Origin of the sequence: Paenibacillus sp. RC67, from assembly GCF_030020805.1 — a bacterium.
Lineage (GTDB): Bacteria > Bacillota > Bacilli > Paenibacillales > NBRC-103111 > Paenibacillus_S.
Window position 1 is genome coordinate 1985125 of record NZ_CP125098.1, and the last position, 20276, is coordinate 2005400.

15 protein-coding genes are annotated in these 20276 nt (G+C 45.7%); 11 read left to right on the top strand and 4 right to left on the bottom strand.

The window, feature by feature from the left end:
* Window positions 1–20 precede the first annotated feature (20 nt).
* The 10 genes from QMA13_RS08960 to QMA13_RS09005 all read left to right on the top strand — a co-directional run bounded on the left by QMA13_RS08960 (window position 21) and on the right by QMA13_RS09005 (window position 14185).
* Entirely contained in the window at window positions 21–3023 is a 3003-nt protein-coding gene (locus QMA13_RS08960) for an extracellular solute-binding protein (protein WP_481858149.1), read from the top strand.
* Window positions 3013–3990, top strand: a complete 978-nt coding sequence (locus tag QMA13_RS08965; protein ID WP_282940999.1) for a carbohydrate ABC transporter permease — start codon at window positions 3013–3015, stop codon at window positions 3988–3990. Before QMA13_RS08960 ends, QMA13_RS08965 begins: the two co-directional genes overlap by 11 nt.
* A complete protein-coding gene (locus tag QMA13_RS08970) occupies window positions 3990–4892 on the top strand; it encodes a carbohydrate ABC transporter permease (protein ID WP_282941000.1) in 903 nt (300 codons plus the stop codon). Before QMA13_RS08965 ends, QMA13_RS08970 begins: the two co-directional genes overlap by 1 nt.
* Before the next feature lie 20 nt (window positions 4893–4912).
* Complete coding sequence (locus tag QMA13_RS08975) at window positions 4913–7060, top strand: SMP-30/gluconolactonase/LRE family protein (protein ID WP_282941001.1); 2148 nt, start codon at window positions 4913–4915, stop codon at window positions 7058–7060.
* The gene (locus QMA13_RS08980; RefSeq protein ID WP_282941002.1) at window positions 7057–9393 is read left to right on the top strand and encodes a DUF5696 domain-containing protein; all 2337 of its coding nucleotides are present in this window, start codon (window positions 7057–7059) and stop codon (window positions 9391–9393) included. The genes QMA13_RS08975 and QMA13_RS08980 overlap by 4 nt, the downstream gene beginning before the upstream one ends.
* On the top strand, window positions 9390–10256 hold the full coding sequence (locus tag QMA13_RS08985) for a carbohydrate ABC transporter permease (RefSeq protein WP_282941004.1): 867 nt from the start codon (window positions 9390–9392) through the stop codon (window positions 10254–10256). Before QMA13_RS08980 ends, QMA13_RS08985 begins: the two co-directional genes overlap by 4 nt.
* Before the next feature lie 17 nt (window positions 10257–10273).
* Window positions 10274–11242, top strand: coding sequence for a carbohydrate ABC transporter permease (locus QMA13_RS08990; protein ID WP_282941005.1), 969 nt, complete (start codon window positions 10274–10276; stop codon window positions 11240–11242).
* A 259-nt stretch (window positions 11243–11501) separates the two neighbouring features.
* The gene (locus QMA13_RS08995) at window positions 11502–12215 is read left to right on the top strand and encodes a response regulator transcription factor (protein ID WP_282941006.1); all 714 of its coding nucleotides are present in this window, start codon (window positions 11502–11504) and stop codon (window positions 12213–12215) included.
* The gene (locus QMA13_RS09000) at window positions 12215–13588 is read left to right on the top strand and encodes a sensor histidine kinase (RefSeq protein WP_282941007.1); all 1374 of its coding nucleotides are present in this window, start codon (window positions 12215–12217) and stop codon (window positions 13586–13588) included. Before QMA13_RS08995 ends, QMA13_RS09000 begins: the two co-directional genes overlap by 1 nt.
* A 33-nt stretch (window positions 13589–13621) precedes the next feature.
* Complete coding sequence (locus QMA13_RS09005; RefSeq protein ID WP_282941008.1) at window positions 13622–14185, top strand: glycerol-3-phosphate responsive antiterminator; 564 nt, start codon at window positions 13622–13624, stop codon at window positions 14183–14185.
* Window positions 14186–14200: 15 nt separating this feature from the next.
* Here the strand turns inward: QMA13_RS09005 and QMA13_RS09010 are convergent, their stop codons facing one another.
* Window positions 14201–15874, bottom strand: a complete 1674-nt coding sequence (locus QMA13_RS09010) for a glycerol-3-phosphate dehydrogenase/oxidase (protein ID WP_282941009.1) — start codon at window positions 15872–15874, stop codon at window positions 14201–14203.
* A 282-nt stretch (window positions 15875–16156) separates the two neighbouring features.
* Here QMA13_RS09010 and glpK point away from each other — a divergent pair, with 282 nt between their 5' ends.
* Window positions 16157–17641: a glycerol kinase GlpK gene (gene glpK / locus QMA13_RS09015; RefSeq protein ID WP_282941010.1), complete on the top strand. Its 1485-nt coding sequence runs from the start codon at window positions 16157–16159 to the stop codon at window positions 17639–17641.
* Between the two features lie 32 nt (window positions 17642–17673).
* On the opposite strand, the gene QMA13_RS09020 is transcribed toward glpK, so the two are convergent.
* The 3 genes from QMA13_RS09020 to QMA13_RS09030 form a co-directional block, all read right to left on the bottom strand.
* The gene (locus tag QMA13_RS09020; protein WP_282941012.1) at window positions 17674–18177 is read right to left on the bottom strand and encodes an immunoglobulin-like domain-containing protein; all 504 of its coding nucleotides are present in this window, start codon (window positions 18175–18177) and stop codon (window positions 17674–17676) included.
* Window positions 18178–18308: 131 nt separating this feature from the next.
* Entirely contained in the window at window positions 18309–19115 is an 807-nt protein-coding gene (locus QMA13_RS09025; protein WP_282941013.1) for a histidinol-phosphatase, read from the bottom strand.
* 6 nt (window positions 19116–19121) lie between these two features.
* Complete coding sequence (locus QMA13_RS09030) at window positions 19122–20024, bottom strand: LysR family transcriptional regulator (RefSeq protein WP_282941015.1); 903 nt, start codon at window positions 20022–20024, stop codon at window positions 19122–19124.
* Window positions 20025–20276: the final 252 nt, after the last annotated feature.

Below are 20276 nucleotides of genomic sequence, written 5' to 3' on the forward strand. Positions count from 1 at the left end.
ATACGGCGTAAGGGAAAGGAGTGACTGAATTGCAAGCTGTAAAATGGAAACGCATACGTAATCGTTTTCTCGCTGTGCTGCTGATTGGGGCCTTAGGTTTAACGTGCACAGAGATGCCAATCCTGCCTCAGCAAACGGCGCGAGCGGCTGATACGCCTGCCACAGCGGATGCGGCTAAAGCAGCCCAACCGGGGAATCAACAACGGCAAACGGTCAAAGCCAACGAATTTGAGCCTTACTATGCCAATGTATTGAAGGGCTGGAAAGATAAAGGGATCAAGGATGGCGCGGCTCCAATTGAGATCAGCGCGACCAAAACATCCAAGAAATCGGATGAATCCGTGGCAAAGGTAGGAAGCTACGAAGGAAAAAGCAACGTTCTCTTGTGGAACAGCCCTAAAGAAAGCTGGGTCGAATATCAGGTCGATGTGCCGAATGACGGTTTGTACGAGATGCATGTTTCTTACCGTCCATACACAGGCAACGGGCTTCGTCGTCCGATTAGCTGGGATGTGAAGCTGGACGGTGCACACCCGTTCCGTGAAGCTTCTTCCATTACATTGTATCGCGAATGGAAAGATGCTCGACCAATTAAGAAAGATATCGACGGGAATGACATTCGCCCGAAATCGGAGGATATTTCCAGTTGGTCGGTGAAACCGTTAAGAGATGCTGGAGGCGCTTACTCCGAGCCACTGCAATGGTATTTCAGCAAGGGAACACATACGATTCGCCTACAAGGCTTTGAGCCGATTGCGCTGGAATCCATTAAGCTGGTTCCGCAAACGAAGCTGAAATCATACAAAGATGTCAACGCTTCTTATCCGCAATCCAAGCCTGTTCAAGCAGAAGCTGTAACTCTGCAAGCCGAAGAAGTGAAGTCGAAGAACGATTCGGCCATTCAAATGGTATCCGACACGGATCAAAGATCAGTACCTTTGGCTAAAGGTAAAATTACGTTCAACAGCATAGGTGGTAAAAAATGGTATGACCAGAACCAAGAAATTACTTGGTCCATCGATGTACCTGAATCAGGCAAATACAAGCTTGGCGTGCGTGCGCTTCAAAACACGATTTCGCAAAAAGCTTCCTTTAGACGCATTGCCATTGACGGCAAGGTTCCTTTTGAGGAAATGCTTGCTTATCGGTTCTCCTATGATACAGGCTGGAAAGGGATTACATTGTCTGATGATCAAGGCAAGCCCTATGAGTTTTACTTGGAAAAAGGAACTCATACTTTGACCATGTCCGTAACGCATGCTCCTTTTAAACCGATCATTATCGGAATCGAGGAAATTACGGATATTCTTCAAGGGATCGATCAGGATCTGAAATCGCTTACGGGCGGTCAGGATGACAAAAACCGGACCTGGAAAATTGCTCAGGACATGCCAGACTTGCCGAAGCGTCTGACCGTTGTTTCCGATTTGCTCAAGAAGCTGTCCGCACAGGTTCAGCAAGTGAACGGCCGCAAAGATAATGTCAGCGAAAGCATGAACACCTCTATTAAAGATATTGAGGAGCTGCTGAGCAAAGTCGATGATATTCCGTACCGCAAAGATACAATTACAACGACGAATGAGAAAGTAAGCAAATTCATTGAGACATTGGTTCAACAGCCGCTTCAGTTCGATGAAGTTTACTATGCTCCTGTAGAAAAAAGCTTCCCTGACATGGAAGCATCCTTCTTCTCGAAGATGAAAGGTATGGTTGTCAATTTCTTCTACTCATTCCAAACGAAAAATAAATTGAGTGACATGGACGATAATGTTCTGAACGTATGGGTTCAGCGCGGTCGTGACTACGTTACTCAATTGCAGGAGCTTACGGATGAGACCTTCACACCGGAAACCGGCATTCAAGTAAAAGTCAACTTGCTGCCTAATGCTCAGCTGCTTGTATTGGCTAATGCAGCAGGCATCCAGCCGGATATTGCGCTTGGTTTATCTCAAGATTTGCCGGTCGATTACGCGATTCGGAACAGTATTTATGATATTTCGAAATTCCCGGATTTTAAGGATCTTTATAAAAACTACAGCCCGGGCTCATGGCTTCCTTTCTATTACAATAAAGGCTACTACGCAGTACCGGAAACGCAATCCTTCCACGTGCTGTACTATCGTAAAGATATCTTAAGCCGTCTGGGCTTAGCGATTCCGAATACATGGAACGATGTATACGATATGCTGCCGACGCTGCAGCAAAATTACATGAACTTCTATATGCCACCGACGGAATATATGACTTTCGTGTATCAGAACAATGCAGACTTTTTTGATAAAGACGGTGCCAAAACCGCTCTGGACAGACCGGAAGGCTTTAAAGCTTTCAAAGAGTGGACCGATTTGTTCAATATTTATGCCATGGACCGTTCTGTAACCAGCTTCCTGCAGCATTTCCGTAAAGGCGATATGCCGATCGGTTTTGCAGATTACAATATGTACATTCAATTGTCGGCAGCTGCTCCGGAGTTAAACGGAGCTTGGGGTATCGCTCAAATTCCGGGTACGATGCAGCCGGACGGATCGATTTCTCGTTGGTCAGGTGGCGGTCAAACATCAGGAGTCATATTCAATAAATCGAATAAGAAAGATCAAGCATGGAAATTTATGAAATGGTGGGCGTCTGCAGATACGCAAGAACGTTACGGCTCCGATTTGGAAGCCTTTAACGGAGTCGCCTTCCGGTGGAATACAGCCAATGTCGAAGCCTTCTCCAAGCTTCCTTGGAAAAGAGAAGATGCCAACGTCATTCTGGATCAGTGGAAATGGTATAAGGATATGCCGAACCTGCCAGGCGGATATTTCGTAGGTCGTGAAATCAATAATGCATGGAACCGAGCCGTCGTAGACGGAATGAATTACCGAAGCTCCTTGGAGACAACCGTTATGGATATTAACAGGGAGTTAAGGCGTAAGCAGCAGGAATTCGGTTTTATCGATGAAAATGGGAATGTCATCAAAACGATGGACCTTCCAGTAGTCGATAAGCCTTGGGATGGGGTGAATCCGTATGTTAAGTAACCAAGCAAGCCTATCAACGAAAGCGGCCGCTCCGGTCAAGCTGACATGGACGGATAAGGCGAAGACTCTTCTGTCCGAAATGTGGTCGTTCCGTTTATCCTATTTGTTTATTGCACCATTTATGTTGTGCTTTCTCGCCTTTATCGTGGTACCCGTTTTAGCGGCGATTGCATTAAGCTTTACATACTTTAATGCCATCGAACCACCACGTTTTATTGGTTGGACGAATTTTCAAAACTTAATTTCGCAGGATTTGACCTTCTTGAAATATGCTTTACCTAATACGTTTAAGTTTGCAATAATCGTAGGTCCTGGTGGCTACATTCTGGCGTTCTTGCTTGCATGGCTCATTACGCAGCTGCCGGCCGGATTACGCAAATGGTTCGCACTTGCGATGTACACCCCGTCGTTAACGATGGGGATCGCAATGTCGATCGTGTGGCTGCCACTCCTTTCTGGTGACCGTCTAGGTTACTTGAACAGTATTTTGCTGCAAATCGGTTTTATCGATGAACCACTGTTGTGGGTAACAGATAAAGCTTACCTGATGAACTCCATGATCGTAGTTACGCTGTGGTCGAGTATGGGGGTTGGATTCTTGGCCATGATGGCCGGTATTTTGAACGTCAATCCGGAATTATATGAAGCCGGTCGTATCGATGGAATGAGCAGCAGGCTCCAGGAGATCTGGTACATCACGATCCCTTCCATGAAGCCGCAAATGCTGTTCGGAGCGGTCATGGCTATCGTGTCGACCTTTAAGGCCGGAGCGATTGGTGTGGAGCTGTCAGGACAAACACCGACTCCGCAGTATGCTGGGCATCTGATCATTAATCATATCGATGACTATGGATTTATTCGATTTGAAATGGGTTATGCCGCTGCGATTTCCGTATTCTTGCTGGTCCTGATGTATTTGTCGAATAAGCTTAGCATGGGATTGTTCGGCTCCAAGGAGGATGAATAATGCAAAACACAGCCGTTTGGTGGAAGAAAGTAGTGCCATGGAGTAAAAAATCCAAGCTGAATTCCATGGATACATTTCAAAAAATACTTGTCTTCTTGCTTATAGTATTCTCGATATTCATGCTGCTTCCGTTGATCTACATTTTTAACCATGCGTTGAAGCCGTATCAGGAGCTATTTATTTATCCGCCGAATATTTTTGTTCGAGAACCGTCTTTTCAAAACTTTGTCGAGCTGTTTCTGGTAGCATCAAGCTCCACAGTACCGGTCACGCGCTATCTGTTCAACAGCTTTGTCATTTCGGGCGGCGCGGTTGTATTTGTAACTATTGTAAGCGCACTGTGCGCTTATCCAATATCGAAACACAAGTTTCCAGGACATAAAGCGGTGTTCGCAACGATCATCTTGACGCTGATGTTCGCTCCGGAGGCCGTGCAAATTCCGCGGTACCTTGTGGCTAGTAATTTGGGCATAATGAATACCTATTTTGGTCACATTCTTCCCATTTTGGCGATGCCGGTCGGGGTCTTTCTACTAAAGCAGTTTATTGATCAGATGCCGAATGAATTGCTCGAAGCTGCCAGAATCGATGGAGCTACCGAAATTCACATTTTCTTGAAAATCGTTATTCCGATTTGTATGCCTGCGGTAGCGACGGTAGCCATTCTGACGTTCCAAAGCTCCTGGGGCAATACGGAGACATCGACGCTCTTTATGCAGGATGACGAAATGAAGAACTTCCCGTTCTTCCTATCAACTTTAACCAATAACCTGGCGAACAACGTTGCAAGACAAGGTGCGGCAGCGGCGGCAGCTATGGTTATGTTCGTGCCGAACTTGATTATCTTCCTGATATTCCAAAATAAAGTTATCGCTACGATGGCCCATTCCGGGATCAAATAATAGAGAAAGGAGGAAGAACCATGTTAGTCAAAAAACGATGGCGCCGGCCGTTACTTCTTCTCCTGGCAATCACCATGTTTGCCTCGGTCATGATGCCTTTAACGGCTTTTGCCTGGGTGCCTTACGATACGAACTATAAGGACGGATTTGGTCAGCTCGTCTGGACACAATCTGCCTATACGCCGGTCGAGGTCTTGGGACGGGAGATTTATGTACCGGATCCTAAGGATCCCACTAAGCAGGTGTTCTCACCGCTCGTACAGCCTAAAGGCATATTTATCGATACGAAGGACAACATTTACATTGCCGATACAGGAAATAACCGAATCGTTCATTTGGATGAGAAGGGGAATTTCATACGGATTATTGATGTAAAAGAAAGTCCATTGAAAAAGCCTGAGGGCGTGTTCATTGATAAGAACGGCGATATTTATGTAGCCGACACAGGTAATAAGCGTGTACTGCGGTTGGACAGTAACGGCAAGATGATTCGCAAGTTCGAACGGCCGGATACGAAGTTCTTGCCTGAATCCTTTAAGTATGATCCGATCAAGGTTGCAGTAGATAAACGCGGCTTCCTTTATATTGCTACATTAGGCGGTTACCAAGGCTTGCTCCAATTGGATCCGGAAGGTAACTTCCAAAGCTTCTTTGGTGCCAATAAAACGGATTTTTCCGTAATGGACGCTCTAAAACGGATGCTGTACACCCGTGAAATGTATTTGAGAGAAATCAGTAAGCTGCCGGGCTCTGTAAGCAGCGTTACGATTGATCAAAACGGCTTTATTTATACCGTGACTAAAGAAGTGCCCAATGGCCAGATTAAGAAGCTTAATATTGCAGGCAAAGACTTGCTGGCAACCAAGAATGATACCTCAGCAACGGGGGATGCAGTCAAAACGTTCGGGGAAGTCCGTTTTCCGAGCAGGGATAAGCTGACTCCTAAGCTGAATGATCTTACAGTTGACCGTAACGGCAACATTACGGCTATTGATTCCACTTTAAAATATGTGAATCAGTACGATGCTAACGGCAATTTGTTGTTTTTCTGGTCGGGGGACACAAGCGCTTCTTCCTCCAAGCTAGGGGTAGTCAAGACGCCATCGGCGATTGCATCCAACTCTCAGAACCATTTGTTTATTTTGGATGAAGAAAACAACGTAGTGCAAGTGTTCCGCTTATCCGAATTCGGCGAGTTGGTTCATAAAGCGAACCAGCTGACACAGGAAGGCCGCTATGAAGAGAGCGAGAAGCCTTGGCAGGAAGTACTTCGTTTAAATGCTTACTACACGCCGGCAATGCTGGGTCTAGCCAAAGCAGCTTACAAGAAGGGTGACTACGAATTAGCTGAGAAATTGTTCTATGATGCAGGGCAAATCCAAGGCTATTCGGATTCCTTCTGGCAAATCCGATTGCTGTGGTTCCAGAAAAATTTCGGTTTGTTAATGAACATTCTCATTTTTGTCGGTCTCGCTTACTTCTTATTTGAACGACTCACGCGCAAACGTGAATTCCGTAAAAAATGGCGTAACCGCCAAAGATCGAAAATACCTTTGGTTGTTCAACTGAAGCATGCATTCTACATTTTGAAGCATCCGATCGACGGATTCAGTGCCATTCGTTACGAAGGAAAAGGCGGATTTGCAAGCAGTACAATCATGCTGCTGCTGGCGTTGGTTTCATTTTGTATCTACCGAGCCTTCACCAACTTCACCTTTAACCCGGCAGTTGTTCTGGATGTTAATCTGATTACGGTGTTCTTCCAGTTTATGGTGTTATGGGTAGGCTGGATCGTTTCCAACTACTTGATAAGTACGATTTATCGCGGTGAGGGCCGATTCAGAGATGTTGCTTTCGGCAGCACGTATGCTTTGTTCCCGATTGCACTGGTAGGATTGCCGTTAACATTGATTTCCAACGCGATGACGTTAAGTGAAAGCGCGATTTACTCTTTCTTGCAAGTGGCCATGATGATATGGGTCGGGGCACTGATGTTCTGGAAAGTACAATCCATGCAAAACTATAGCGTCGGCGAAACGATCATGAATATTTTCTTATCGCTTGTAACGATGACGCTTCTGGGTGTTCTCATATTCATTACATTCGGATTAAGCAGTGAGATGAAAGACTTCTTCTATTCGATCTATCAGGAGGTGACGATCCGATGAGACGTAAACGTACAAAAATAGTCCTCTCCGCGACACTGGCCGCTGCGCTTAGCTTATCTCTCTTTGCAACGCAGGCGGTACAGACGATTAATGCGGCGGATCCACCCGCTGCCGGATCGGGAAATGCGGCGGATGCTGCTAAGCCTGATGCTGCTGCACAAGCTCCTGCAGCCAATACGGCTGCACCGGCTCAAGCAGCAGCGCCTGCAGCTCCTGTGGATGTCAACAAAGTGAAGGCAGAGCTGCCGAGCGACGCGAACTTTAAGCTCGCTGCTCAAAGCGACAAGCTTAAGCTATTGGTAGACAGCACAACTGGTCACTTCCAGGTGGAAGACAAGCGGAACGGTGAAATATGGCGTTCATATCCAAATGTGGATTTATGGCCTCAAGAGACGATTACGGGAACCTGGAGAAACAATCTACGCTCCCCGATCATGGTCGAATATATCGATGCTGCGAACTTTAAGTCACAGCCCAAAATGACAAGCTTGATTGAAGATAAGGGCGTGCTTGAAGGGTTCCAGACGACAGCAACAGGCTTTAAAGTGACGTTTAACTTTAAAACCTCCGGGTTTAAAATTCCGGTTGAAGTAAACGTAAAAGATGATTTCGTTGAAACGAAAATCATTGATAGCGGGATTGAGGAAGGAAAGCTCAGTCTGTTGAACTTGAAGCTGTACCCGATGTTTGGCGCTGAGCCTTCCATTGGGCAAGATGGCTACATGCTGGTTCCAGACGGCTCCGGCGCATTGATCCGCTTCAAGCAAAAGCAAATCAATGACAAATCGATTTATCGCGAGAATATGTACGGTAGCGATATCTCGTTCTATGCAGAAAGAACGGCACGTCAGCAAGCTAAAATGCCAGTGTACGGCATGAAATCCGGAGACAAGGCATTTGTAGCCGTAATGACAGGTGGAGAAGAATATTCCAAAGTATTCGGATCCCCATCCGGTGCATTCGGCCAATCCAACTGGATTACGGCGGAGTGGCAATATCGGATTAAGTTTTTCCAGAACACGAGTAAGAAAGGGAATGCCGGGTTCTTCACCTACAGTAAACAACGGTTTACTTCGGATCAGCGCAGTACTCGCTACTACTTACTGGATAAAACGAATGCGGACTATGCCGGTATGGCATCCAAATACCGTGAGTATCTAATGAAGGAACAAGGTGTGAAGCCGCTTCAGGCTACATCCAATAAAATTCCGATGTTCGTAGATATCGTTGGGGCAGACGTGAAAAAAGGGATGCTGTGGGATAAATATTTGCTAGGAACTTCTACCTCTCAAGCGATGGAAATGGTGAAGAGACTATACGGTCTTGGCATCGAAAATATGTCCATCCAATACTTGGGCTGGCAGAAGGGCGGATACAGCTCCTTCGGAGGCCTGTTCCCAGTCGATAAGCGATTGGGTGGCAATGAAGGCATGAAGCAATTCATCCAATTCGCCCATTCCTTAAAGGTACCTGTGTATCTGACAGCTAACTACACGTATAACAATAATCTAAGAGATGGATTCAATCCGAGATATGATGGGATGCGTAACCTTGCAGGCAAGCTGATGGATTTTGAAATGTTTGCAAGCCGTGACACGATTACTCAGATGAGTCCGAAGTTCTCAGCAAATGCACTATCCAAAGATATGAACGAATTTAAATCTTTGGGTGCGGACGGGATTTATTTTGAAGATGGTATTGGCCGTTACTTGAACAGTGACTTCAATACTCGTGCACCTTCTACCAGAACGGAAACGATGCATACACAGCAAGATATGCTGAAGGAAACGAAAGAAACGTTAGGCGGAGCAAGTGTGGAAAGAGCCAATTTGTACACACTGAAGGACATTACACATATTCACCGCATCGCTGACGATTATTCGTATGACTTGTTTATTGATGAATCGGTACCGTTTTTACAAATTGCGCTGCACGGTCTAGTCACTTATTCTTCGGGCTGGTCGAACTTACGCGATCAATACAAGACAGAGATGCTTCGCAGTATCGAGTACGGTGCAAGTCCTTCATTCATCTTCACCAATGCGCTTTCTGAGGAAATGAAGGGTGCTTATTCCGTTTATTACTACAGTATGAATGTGCATGATTGGGAATCGACAGCTGTTGAAGAATATCAACGCTACAATAAAGCTTTGGGCGATGTACAGACCAAGTTTATTGTAGGGCACAAAACGATTGCTCCGAACGTGAAGGAAGTTACTTACGACGGAGGCAAGAAAGTAGTTATTAACTACAACACAACGCCATATAGCGATGGCAAAGTTAGTATACCAGCTCAAGACTTTATCGTAGTGCAAGGAGGGGCAGGCCAATGAATCGCAAATTAAAATTGAGCTCCGCTACTCTCCGTAAAGTGGAAGGTTCTTTATTCATCGCACCCTGGGTTCTCGGATTTCTTGGATTCATCGCATTTCCGCTAGTGTATTCGTTCTATATGAGCTTTAATCGAGTTAAAATTACGGCCGGCGGCGTGGAATATTCGCCGGTCGGGTTCCAGTACTACCGCGAAATTTTGTTTGCGGATGGCGGGCTGCTGTACAACGACTTGCTGCCGTTTTTACGGCAAGCGCTGATGATGATTCCGGTCATCGTAGTATTCTCGCTGCTAGTCGCGATCCTGCTCAACCAGAAATTTGTCGGACGTTCGTTCTTTAGGGTCATTTTCTTCCTGCCCGTCATTTTCTCCACCGGACAAATTATCCAGGAGTTTATTACTCAGGGCGAGGGCACGTTGTCGTTCGTGCAGGAGTTTGAGCTAGGCAGCTATATCAATACGTATTTGCCCAAAGCCTGGGCGGCGCCTTTAAACTCCATTATTAATTCGTTCGTGCTTATCTTGTGGTATTCCGGTGTACAAATTCTGATTTTCTTGGCCGGACGTCAAACCATTTCGGCTTCCGTTTATGAAGCAGCGCGGATTGATGGAGCGGACCCTTGGGAAACGTTCTGGAAGATCACATTGCCAGGTTTGACACCGTTTATTTTGCTGAACTTGATCTATACGGTTGTCGACTTGTTCACCTTCCCGTCCAACCCGATCATTTCGAAGGTTAACACGACCAACTACGGCTTATCTAGTGCATTGGCGTGGATATATCTTATGATCGTACTGCTCTTCCTGGGTATTGTCCTGCTGATCTTCTCCAGGGTAACCAAATCCTCAAGCGGAGCTAAATAGAAAGGAGGCGAAACGGAATGCAAAAAGTGTTGAGAGATATTAAGAACGTACGCTTCGATACTCATACGTTAAGATCGTGGCTTTTAGCGACCAAGCGGTTACTGATTGGTAAGGAAGCCGATAAAGGTTTAATCTTCAGATTGTTTATGTACCTGATTCTGATCGACGTTGCTTTTATTTATGTGAAGCCAATCATATACATGATTACAACCATGGTAAAAGACTCGTCCAACTTGCTTGATCCAGCTGTTATTTGGGTACCGCGTTCCATTTTCACAGGGCATCTTCAAGAAGCGTTCCGACTGTTGAAGTATTCCAACGCTTTCTTCATAAGTATGACGGTGTCGCTGAGTGTTGCGGTGCTGCAAGTTATTTCCTGCGCTATAGCGGGATATGCTTTTGCAAGACTGGATTTTCCACTCAAAAAGTTCTGGTTCGTATGTCTTATCTTTACATTCGTTATGCCACCTCAGGTAACGATTTTGCCATCCATCTTGTTGTTTAAAGACTTTGGTTGGATCAATACGTACCTGCCTCTAATCGTGCCTGCCATTTTCGGGCATGGATTGAAGGGCGCACTGTTCGTCATCATTTACCGACAGTTCTTCAGTACGCTTCCTAAGGAGCTTGAAGAGGCTGCCAAAATAGACGGAGCGAACGTGTTCAGAGTGTTTTTCCGAGTCATGCTTCCTATTTCGACTTCGGCTATAGTCGTCGTATTCTTGTTCTCCTTCGTATGGAACTGGAATGATTTCTATTACCCTACGATGTATATGTTCGGGGCTAAAGAGGTCCCGCTTTCCATCAGTTTGTCTCGTTTGGCAGCATCACTAACCGCTGAAGCGGAACAAGCGGGTCCAAGTATTTTTGCAGAACCAATCAAAATGGCTGCATCGTTCTTGATCATTATGCCGGTTTTGGTTGTCTACACGTTTACTCAGCGTTGGTTCGTAGAAGGCGTAGAACGTACGGGTCTCGTAGAGTAGAAGGGAAAAGCCTGACGAGTTCAGGCTTTTTTTCTATTATAATAGCGTGTTGGGTATTTCGATTATGGAGATGTCCATCAGCGTTATTTCCCGGGAAAAGAAGGATTGGGTCGGATTTTCTGATAGAGCTGCGGATATTCCTCGACAAAATCCAACCATTATCGATTCCTGCAGACTGTAAAAAGCCTGAGAAATTCAGGCTTTTTTTCTTGTATAATTCCATTTTGACAAGTAATATGTAGAAATAGGGGGTATTTTGATGCATATATTACTTGTGGAAGATGAACCTAAAATCCGCGAAGTAGTCTCCGCTTATTTGAAAAATGAAGGCTGGGAAGTCGATTGTACTGCTAACGGCTTGGAAGCCGTCCAATTATTCGAGAACGGCTCTTATGATTTAGTTATTTTGGATCTCATGCTGGAAGGCATTTCGGGAGAAGAAGTGTGCCAACAAATAAGGACGAAATCCGTCGTACCTATCATCATGCTTACTTCCAAATCAAGAGAAAGCGATACGATTGCAGGATTAAATCTGGGTGCTGATGACTATATCGCTAAACCTTTCCGAGTGAAAGAAGTTATCGCGCGAATACACGCTCTTAGACGGAGAATCCATGCTTATAAAGCGGATACGGTCAAGCAGCATGTACTTACCTTTGATAAAGGTCAGCTGGTCGTTGATTTGGAAGCCAGCACACTGCTTGTGCGCGGTATCCATGCGAATTTAACGACAACGGAATTCAAGCTATTAACAGTGTTTACGAGCAAGCCCGGCAAAATATGGTCGCGCAGTGATTTGTCCTTCCACGTGCTTGGCTATCGCTTCCAAGGGGACAGTCGCTCTATAGATACTCATGTGAAAAATTTGCGCAAAAAAATTGAGGAAGATACCAAAGAGCCGCGATATATCCTAACTATGGTAGGCTCGGGTTATAAGTTTGCTGCAGAATCGGATACGAAGGAAACGACTTGATGATGATTAGAGTATTTCGCAAAATGGAATTTATTTTATTTATAACGCTCCAAAGCTGCTTCATTTTAATTATTTCGATTGTTGCTTACGGGTATAATTTTAATTGGCAGGATGTATTTACCCATTATCAAGAAGATCAATTGAAGGTAAACGCTTTCAAATTAATCGATGATATGCGTAACGACAACTTGTCAGTCGGCCCATATAACGAGGAGCAGAAGTCCTGGTTGAACCGCAGAGCGACCTTATACGGTATTCTCGTCCGTTACGGAGAAGATAAGAGGAATACCTGGTTCGACATGTTTACGCGTGTTCAGGATCAGAAAGACCTTATCATACAGGAATATCCCGTAGTAGCTAAGGGGGAGACGCGAGGCATTCTCCAAGTGGGATATTTGAAGACATTAGATCAAATAGATCCGAATGTCATTGCCTACCAAAAAATGATGCAAACCCGTTCCGGACTGCTTTACGGCGTTATCATTTTGATTTCCGTTCTGGTCAGCTTTGTGGTTGCCCGACTATTGTCCGCCCATCTGCAGAGGCTTCAGGAAACCGCGAATAAAATTCGACTTGGCAACTGGGAGGTACAAGCAGCGATAAAGGGCCCTGAGGAGGTTAGAAGGCTCGCCTTAACGTTAAACGAGCTCTCCAGAGAGCTGAAGAAACAGGAGGACTGGCGCCATCATCTCATGGAGGATTTAACGCATGAGCTTCGAACGCCTCTTACGTCGATGCTGTCGCAGCTGGAGGCTATGATTGACGGTATATATGAAGTCGATATGGAATGGCTGCAGCAAATCTATGACGAGCTGATCCGGCTTACGCGACTGATGAATGATATGGAACGTTTGTCTGAAGCAGAGGCGGCCCGATTTACGATACATATTAAAAGAATTAACATCGTTCAATTGACCCAAAATGTGTATCGTAATTTTCAGCAGATGGCTAAGAGTAAAGGGGTTAAGCTGCAGTTTGTACCGACTAATGCTCCATGCTATGCAGAGATTGACCGTGATAAAATGATCCAGATCATTTCCAATATTGTATCCAATGCGATTAAATATACGGATGAAGGCGGTAAAGTGACGCTTGGCGTCGATTGGACCACGGATTCTACGATCATTTATTGTCAGGATACGGGCATAGGCATCAGTAACGCTGACCTGCCTTATGTGTTCAATCGCTTGTATCGCGTAGATAAATCGAGATCCCGTTTCAGCGGTGGGGTTGGACTTGGCTTAAGTATAGTCAAAGCATTGGTTGAGGCACATGAAGGGAAAATCGAGGTGACGAGTACGCTAGGGCGGGGCTCCAAATTTATGGTTACGATACCGAATGTATATAAGTCTTTGGAGCAGCAGTTATTATAGTCCATAAGGCCATGCTCGAAGGAGGCAACGTCTTTGAACTTTTACGGTCAAAATGTACTTCCCGCAGTTCGCAAAATGAGAGATTTGGAGCTGCTGCTAAAAAGCCGGTTCACTTATTTGGTGCTGCTTGATATTCACATTTCCCAGCTAACCAGTATCGTACAGCTTGCCAGATCGCATCAAAAGAAGATGCTGATCCATGCGGATTTGATTCAAGGCTTGAAAAATGATGAATACGCGGTGGAATTTTTATGCCAATCGATAAAACCGGCCGGAATCATTTCAACGAAAAGTGCAGCTATTGCAACCGCGAAAAAGAATAAGGTGTTGGCGATACAACGGCATTTTTTACTAGATACGACGGCGTTAGAGATGACTTATAAAATTACGGAGAAGGTACAGCCGGATTATATTGAAGTGCTGCCAGGCATTATGCCCCATATTATAGCGGAAATGAAAGAGCAGCTGGGTATTCCTATCTTAGCGGGAGGCTTGATTCGTACCGTGGACGATGTGGAAATGGCCATAAAAGCGGGGGCGGTCGCCGTAACGACCTCCCGCAAAGAAATATGGAGCCAATATGAAGGACTTCTATAAATTATTATGAATTAATTATTTCTGTTCAACGGCAAGAGGATCGACAGCATCTTCTCTACGGTGTTCCAGGTCTGCACTATGCTGCTCGATCTCTGCTTCACTCCAACCGAACATATGGGCCATATAAGCAATAATTGGCTGCTTCCATTGGTTAACAGATTGAATATCGAAGTACATGGCGCCAGTTCGACGAATAAAGAAGTCTGACGGCGTACATACCATCTCCGCTTCAATTCCGTAGAGCAGCATGGCAAGCCATATCCCAGGCATTCCATACTGCTTGGCTTCCTCCTGATGCTGATGGTAAAGCTCGAGTAGACGGTCTACATTGGAACCGTAGCGAGTAACTAGCGCACTCGCTTCCTTCTCGTTCAAACCGAATTTTGCCGCCTGCTGCACTTTACTTTTGACAAAGGCCGCATATCCTCGTGATCCGCCAACATCTCCACCAGAGAGCTGAACCTTGTCCGTCGTACAGCTAGGGAAGAGAGAATGTCCTTGCTGCTCGAGCTGGTTAGCAACCAGATTGACGATACGCTCGGCCATTTTGCGATATCCCGTCAGCTTGCCGCCGGCAATTGTAATTAATCCTGAAGGTGCAATGAAGATTTCATCTTTACGAGACAGCTCTGATGGAGATTTGCCATCCTCGTGAATAAGTGGACGCAAGCCTGACCAGCTCGACTCTACATCCTTAGTTTCTAGCCTTAGGGTCGGGAACATGAAATTCGCAGCCCGCACAATATAATCTCGATCTTCCACCGTCATACGCGGGCGAGTAATGTCGCCAGTGTAATTCGTATCGGTTGTCCCGATATAGGTTTTGCCGTCACGTGGAATTGCGAACACCATACGGCCATCCGGGGTGTCAAAGTAGATGGCTTGCTTCAGAGGGAATCGCTTCCCGTCGATAACGAGATGGACACCCTTAGTAAGGTGGAGTCGCTTGCCTTGCTTCGAGCCGTCGATTTCACGAATCGTATCCACCCACGGACCTGCGGCGTTAACAATTTTTTTGGCGCGAATTTCGAAGGCTTCCCCTGTCAATTGATCGACAGCATGAACTCCGACAATGGTTCCTTGATCATAAAGCAGATTATCGGCTTTAACATAATTAATCGCTTTAACTCCGCGACGAACGGCTTCTTTCATCGTCTCGATGGTAAGTCTTGCATCGTCCGTTCTGTACTCAACGTAGTAGCCTCCGCCCTTGAGTTTATCCGTGCGAAGCAGCGGCTCCATGTTCAATGTTTTATCTTTGTTCAGCATGATGCGTCGCTCCTGCTTGCGAACACCTGCCAAGAAATCGTAAAGAAGTAATCCGACGGAAGTAGCCAGCTTGCCGTAAGTACCGCCTTCGATGATGGGGAGCAGCATCCATTCCGGGGTCGTGACATGAGGCGCATTTTCGTATACAATGGCGCGCTCTTTACCTACCTCAGCAACTATTTTGAATTCGAGCTGCTTAAGGTAACGCAGCCCTCCGTGAATCAGCTTTGTGGAACGGCTGGAGGTACCAGCTCCGAAATCTTGCATTTCAATGAGCCCGGTTGACATTCCCCTTGTTTGAGCATCGAGTGCAATACCTGCCCCTGTAATGCCGCCCCCTATGACTAGCAGGTCTAGTGTCTGATTAGAGAGCTGTTCTATATGATCAGCACGGTGCGCTCCAGAAAAATTCAACGTCATGTGAAATCCACCCTTTTCATCTTGATTATGTGTGTAAATACGCAAAAAAGACCGATAACACGTCCCTGCAAAAGCCAAAATCAGCTTCGGCAAGGTATGTTACGGTCTACTCTTATTCTCTGACCAGATTATTAACTTGTTAGGGTGTTGCTCAATTAACCGTATCATATCATGAGAATGATGACGAATCAATACTTATTGACAGAGAAATTGGGTTTGTGTTAGATTTCAACATGAAAACGGTTTATATTTAAGCCACATGTACGACAAGGAGGAGAATCGATGAACAAGTCCCGTTATGTCGTTGCAATAGATCAAGGAACTACGAGCTGCAGAGCCATCGTTTTTGACCGTCAGGGGACGATAGTACATACAGCACAAAAAGAATTTACGCAATTTTTTCCCAAATCCGGGTGGGTTGAGCATGATGCCAATGAAATATGGGACACTCAGCTGGAGGTGCTCAAGCAAGCCGTACAATCGATTCCTGCGGAAGAGATTGCTGCTATTGGGATTACGAATCAACGAGAAACAACGGTGGTATGGGATAAGCAGACGGGGGAACCGCTGCATCGAGCCATTGTGTGGCAGTGCCGCAGAACCAGCGCCTTGTGCGACGAGCTTAAACACAAGGGATGGGAAGACAAGATCCGTGAAAAAACAGGACTCGTGCTGGATGCCTACTTCTCAGGTACGAAGCTGAAGTGGATTCTTGACTCCAATCCAGGTATTCGTGAAAAAGCGATTAGAGGAGAAGTTTTGTTCGGAACCATCGATTCTTGGCTCATTTGGAAGCTGACGGAAGGACGCCAGCATGTTACGGATGTATCGAATGCCTCTAGAACGATGCTGCTTAACATTCATACAGTGCAGTGGGATGAGGAAATATTACAGGAATTTGATATCCCTGCCGCTATGCTGCCGGAAGTTCGAGCCTCCAGTGAAGTATATGGACATACATCCTTGCTGTCAGAAGGAGTAAGCGTCCCGATAGCTGGCGCCGCAGGTGATCAGCAGGCTGCCTTGTTCGGGCAAGGGTGCTTCAAGGAAGGCATGGCCAAAAATACGTATGGCACTGGATGCTTTGTCCTGAAGCAAACCGGTTCAAGACCTGTTATATCCCGGAATGGCCTCATCACGACGATCGCTTGGAAAATAAATGGTGAGGTGTGCTACGCGCTGGAAGGCAGTGTGTTTAATGCAGGTACTGTCATTCAATGGCTGCGCGATGGACTGGGACTTATCCAGGACGCTGGAGAAACCGAGGGATTGGCTTTATCCGTAAACCATACGGAGGGCGTTTATTTCGTCCCTGCTTTTACGGGTCTTGGAACTCCTTATTGGGAGCCTGACGCTCGGGGGATGATTACAGGATTAACTCGCGGTGCCGGCAAAGCTCATCTGGTGAGAGCTGCTCTAGAATCCATTGCTTACCAAAGCACTGAAGTTCTACAGGTGATGGAGGAGGAATCCGGCATTCACTTGACTGAGCTTCGTGTTGATGGCGGTGCGGTCAAGAATAACTTCCTGATGCAGTTTCAGGCTGATTTACTAGGCGTCCCTGTAGCTCGCCCTAAGGTGATTGAAACGACGGCGCTGGGCGCTGCATGCTTAGCCGGACTTGCCGTAGGCTTTTGGCAGGATGTAACCGAGCTTGAGCAGTTGAACGGCTTTGATCGAACCTTTATCCCGCGTGAATCCGGGGAAGAATTTAGAGACCAAAAGATGGAAGGCTGGAAGAAAGCCGTATCGTATCAGATTAAATAAAATCACTGAAGATAGTAATGCCCTCATAATCTTTAATTGATGATATCGAATTCAAATGGTACGGTTTGAATATCCGAGTCTTTAGCATTCACTTCTTTGGAAATCCGGTAATGCCCATTTTTCAGCTTGTGCAGAGGAATAGTTTGATCGTGAACGCCACCAGAGTCCATAACAATCCCTATACTCACAAAAGCCAGGGTCAGAGGATAGGGAGCCCATTTTCCGTCCTGCTGAACTTCAATCGTGTACGGCTCGCCGAACATGAGCGGCGAAGAGCTTTCGTTTTTCAAATGAAGCACCATGGTTTCCTTGCTTTGAAATTGTGTCTTGTCCGCATACAGCTTGGCGGTAGGGGCTGATTTAGGGGATTCAGGCATATGCGAGGAATAAGCAACATAAGGGATTTCGCTATCTTGTATACTTGCGCGACATTTTGAGCTGGATGTTATCGATACAGTCATTCCCCAAACGGTTCCGGTGACGGCAATAAGGAATAAAGCGGCAGCTGAGGTCATGATGAATGTTTTCTTTCTCATACACATCCTCCTTTTTCCTTATATAACGATGATTGGAATCATAATGTTTCCATACCCAATAATTAATAAGACCCGCTCTCACATAGAGGCGGGTCTCTTTTACAGTTAATCAGGCGAATAAGAGAAATCTGTTACAGGGCAACAATTTGTCTCTCTTTTTGCTTGTAGTATACCCATTCTTTGAAGCCGATCTCTTTGAGGCGTTTGCTTACCAATTCCCAATCGTCACCGACGCGCTCAGGTTTATGAGCATCCGAGCCGAAAGTAACCCGTACGCCATAATGGTTGGCGCGCTCCAATACGGCATCGATAGGGTACCAGCCGCCGCAGTCTTTGGTTTTGCCAGACGTGTTGATTTCAATCGCGATATCTTGCTCCGCAATAATTTGCAGCGTTTTGTCGACAGCATCCGTAGGGATATCGGAGAAAGCAGGGTAGAAGCCGCGCATCGCATCAATATGACCGAGAATTTGGAACATACCGCTCCTTGCAGATTGTTGGATCAAATCGTAATAGAGCTCTTTTTGCTCGACTTTTTGCGGGTCCGTCAAGCCGTTCCAACGTTTTTTGTTGAATATGCTGACCCCTCCGGACAAGTGGACGGAGCCGATTATGTAGTCAAACGGATATTGTTCGTAAATACGGCGATAAATATCTGCATGCTCCGGGAAAAAGTCTGATTCTACACCTAGCAGAACGTCAATTTTACCGGCGTATTCCTGCTTGAGCTTCAATACTTCCTCAATATAACGGCTGAATTCGCTCTTGGCCATGGCGATGCCTGGCTGCTCTTGCTCCACGTCGCTTGCGAAATAGGGCGAGTGGTCCGAAATGCCAATCACCGAAAGGCCATGCCGAATGCCTGCCTCAACATAATCGCGTATAGTTCCTATGGCATGACCGCATCGTTCATGATGCGTGTGCAAATCAAATTTCATATCAAGTCACTCCGATCCAATAAATTGAGTTTCCTGCATCCCTTTCAAATCCAGCAAAAATTGATGTAGAGCAGAGCTTAAATAGCGGCCGGATTTGTACACGACTCCGACGGGGTGGCTAATTTCAAGCTCATTTACTTTTACCATTTTCAACGTTCCAAGACGCAGCTCAGTGGCAATGGATAGCTTAGAAATAATAGCGGCGCCGAGATTAAGCTCCACCATCCGCTTAACTTCCTCACTGCTTGACAGCTCCATTACGATTTGCGGGGTAATATTCAGCTGCTTGAAAATTTGATCGACGAATCGGCGGCCTGCGGTTTCCGGAGACAGCATGATTAATGGGACGTCTCTTAGCTTTTCGATCGGTACATGCTGGAACCGGCTTAACGGATGGGCGGGGGAGACGACCAGCTCGAACGTGTCATAATACAGCACGGAGCTTTCCAGGGCTGGATGCTTTTCAAATAAATAAGTAATACCGATATCGATATTTCCGTTCTCCACGCTTTGCATAATTTGCGACGAGGTCGTGGAGTGAATCGTTGTTTTGATCAGCGGAAACTGATCCTGGAAATAAGATAGCACTCGCGGCAGTATTTGAATCGCAATCGAGGTTGTCGTACCCAAATGAATATGACCCTGCGGGGTTAAATTCAAATCGGCTAACCTTTGCTTCAAATCCTCTACCGTGTGCAAAATAACTTCAGCATGCTCCAAAAATACCCGCCCGCTATCAGTGAGCGTTACGGGTTGATTACGGTCAATCAGTACGGTTTTAAACTCATCCTCTAGGCTTTTAATCTGAGCGGAGACAGCCGGTTGAGTCAAGTTTAATACTTCTCCCGCTTTACGAAAGCTCATCGTTTTGGAAATGGTAAGTAATGTCTCTAGTTGGTTTAAGTTCAATACCGGAACCTCCTCTCCAAAAAGGGGCTAAGTACTTCCAAATTAGCTTCCTCAAAATAGATAAAATTTATCAACTTTACAAAAAATATAAAAACCGTTTGTTGAGATCTATTTTCATTATATGACACTTAAACCTAGTGAGCAAACAAAAAGTACTTTGAACCTCGAATAGTTTATTATATAAATTATTAAATCCCTTGTGTATTACTCAAATTTGAATATAATAATTAATGTAATTATACCAAATGGAAG

Excerpts from the sequence above, each read along its gene's own strand:
- QMA13_RS08965 (WP_282940999.1), top strand. The coding sequence starts at position 3,013 with ATGTTAAGTAACCAAGCAAGCCTATCAACGAAAGCGGCCGCTCCGGTC.
- QMA13_RS08970 (WP_282941000.1), top strand. The coding sequence starts at position 3,990 with ATGCAAAACACAGCCGTTTGGTGGAAGAAAGTAGTGCCATGGAGTAAA.
- QMA13_RS08975 (WP_282941001.1), top strand. The coding sequence starts at position 4,913 with ATGTTAGTCAAAAAACGATGGCGCCGGCCGTTACTTCTTCTCCTGGCA.
- QMA13_RS08980 (WP_282941002.1), top strand. The coding sequence starts at position 7,057 with ATGAGACGTAAACGTACAAAAATAGTCCTCTCCGCGACACTGGCCGCT.
- QMA13_RS08985 (WP_282941004.1), top strand. The coding sequence starts at position 9,390 with ATGAATCGCAAATTAAAATTGAGCTCCGCTACTCTCCGTAAAGTGGAA.
- QMA13_RS08990 (WP_282941005.1), top strand. The coding sequence starts at position 10,274 with ATGCAAAAAGTGTTGAGAGATATTAAGAACGTACGCTTCGATACTCAT.
- QMA13_RS08995 (WP_282941006.1), top strand. The coding sequence starts at position 11,502 with ATGCATATATTACTTGTGGAAGATGAACCTAAAATCCGCGAAGTAGTC.
- QMA13_RS09000 (WP_282941007.1), top strand. The coding sequence starts at position 12,215 with ATGATGATTAGAGTATTTCGCAAAATGGAATTTATTTTATTTATAACG.
- QMA13_RS09010 (WP_282941009.1), bottom strand. The coding sequence starts at position 15,874 with ATGACGTTGAATTTTTCTGGAGCGCACCGTGCTGATCATATAGAACAG.
- glpK (WP_282941010.1), top strand. The coding sequence starts at position 16,157 with ATGAACAAGTCCCGTTATGTCGTTGCAATAGATCAAGGAACTACGAGC.
- QMA13_RS09020 (WP_282941012.1), bottom strand. The coding sequence starts at position 18,177 with ATGAGAAAGAAAACATTCATCATGACCTCAGCTGCCGCTTTATTCCTT.
- QMA13_RS09025 (WP_282941013.1), bottom strand. The coding sequence starts at position 19,115 with ATGAAATTTGATTTGCACACGCATCATGAACGATGCGGTCATGCCATA.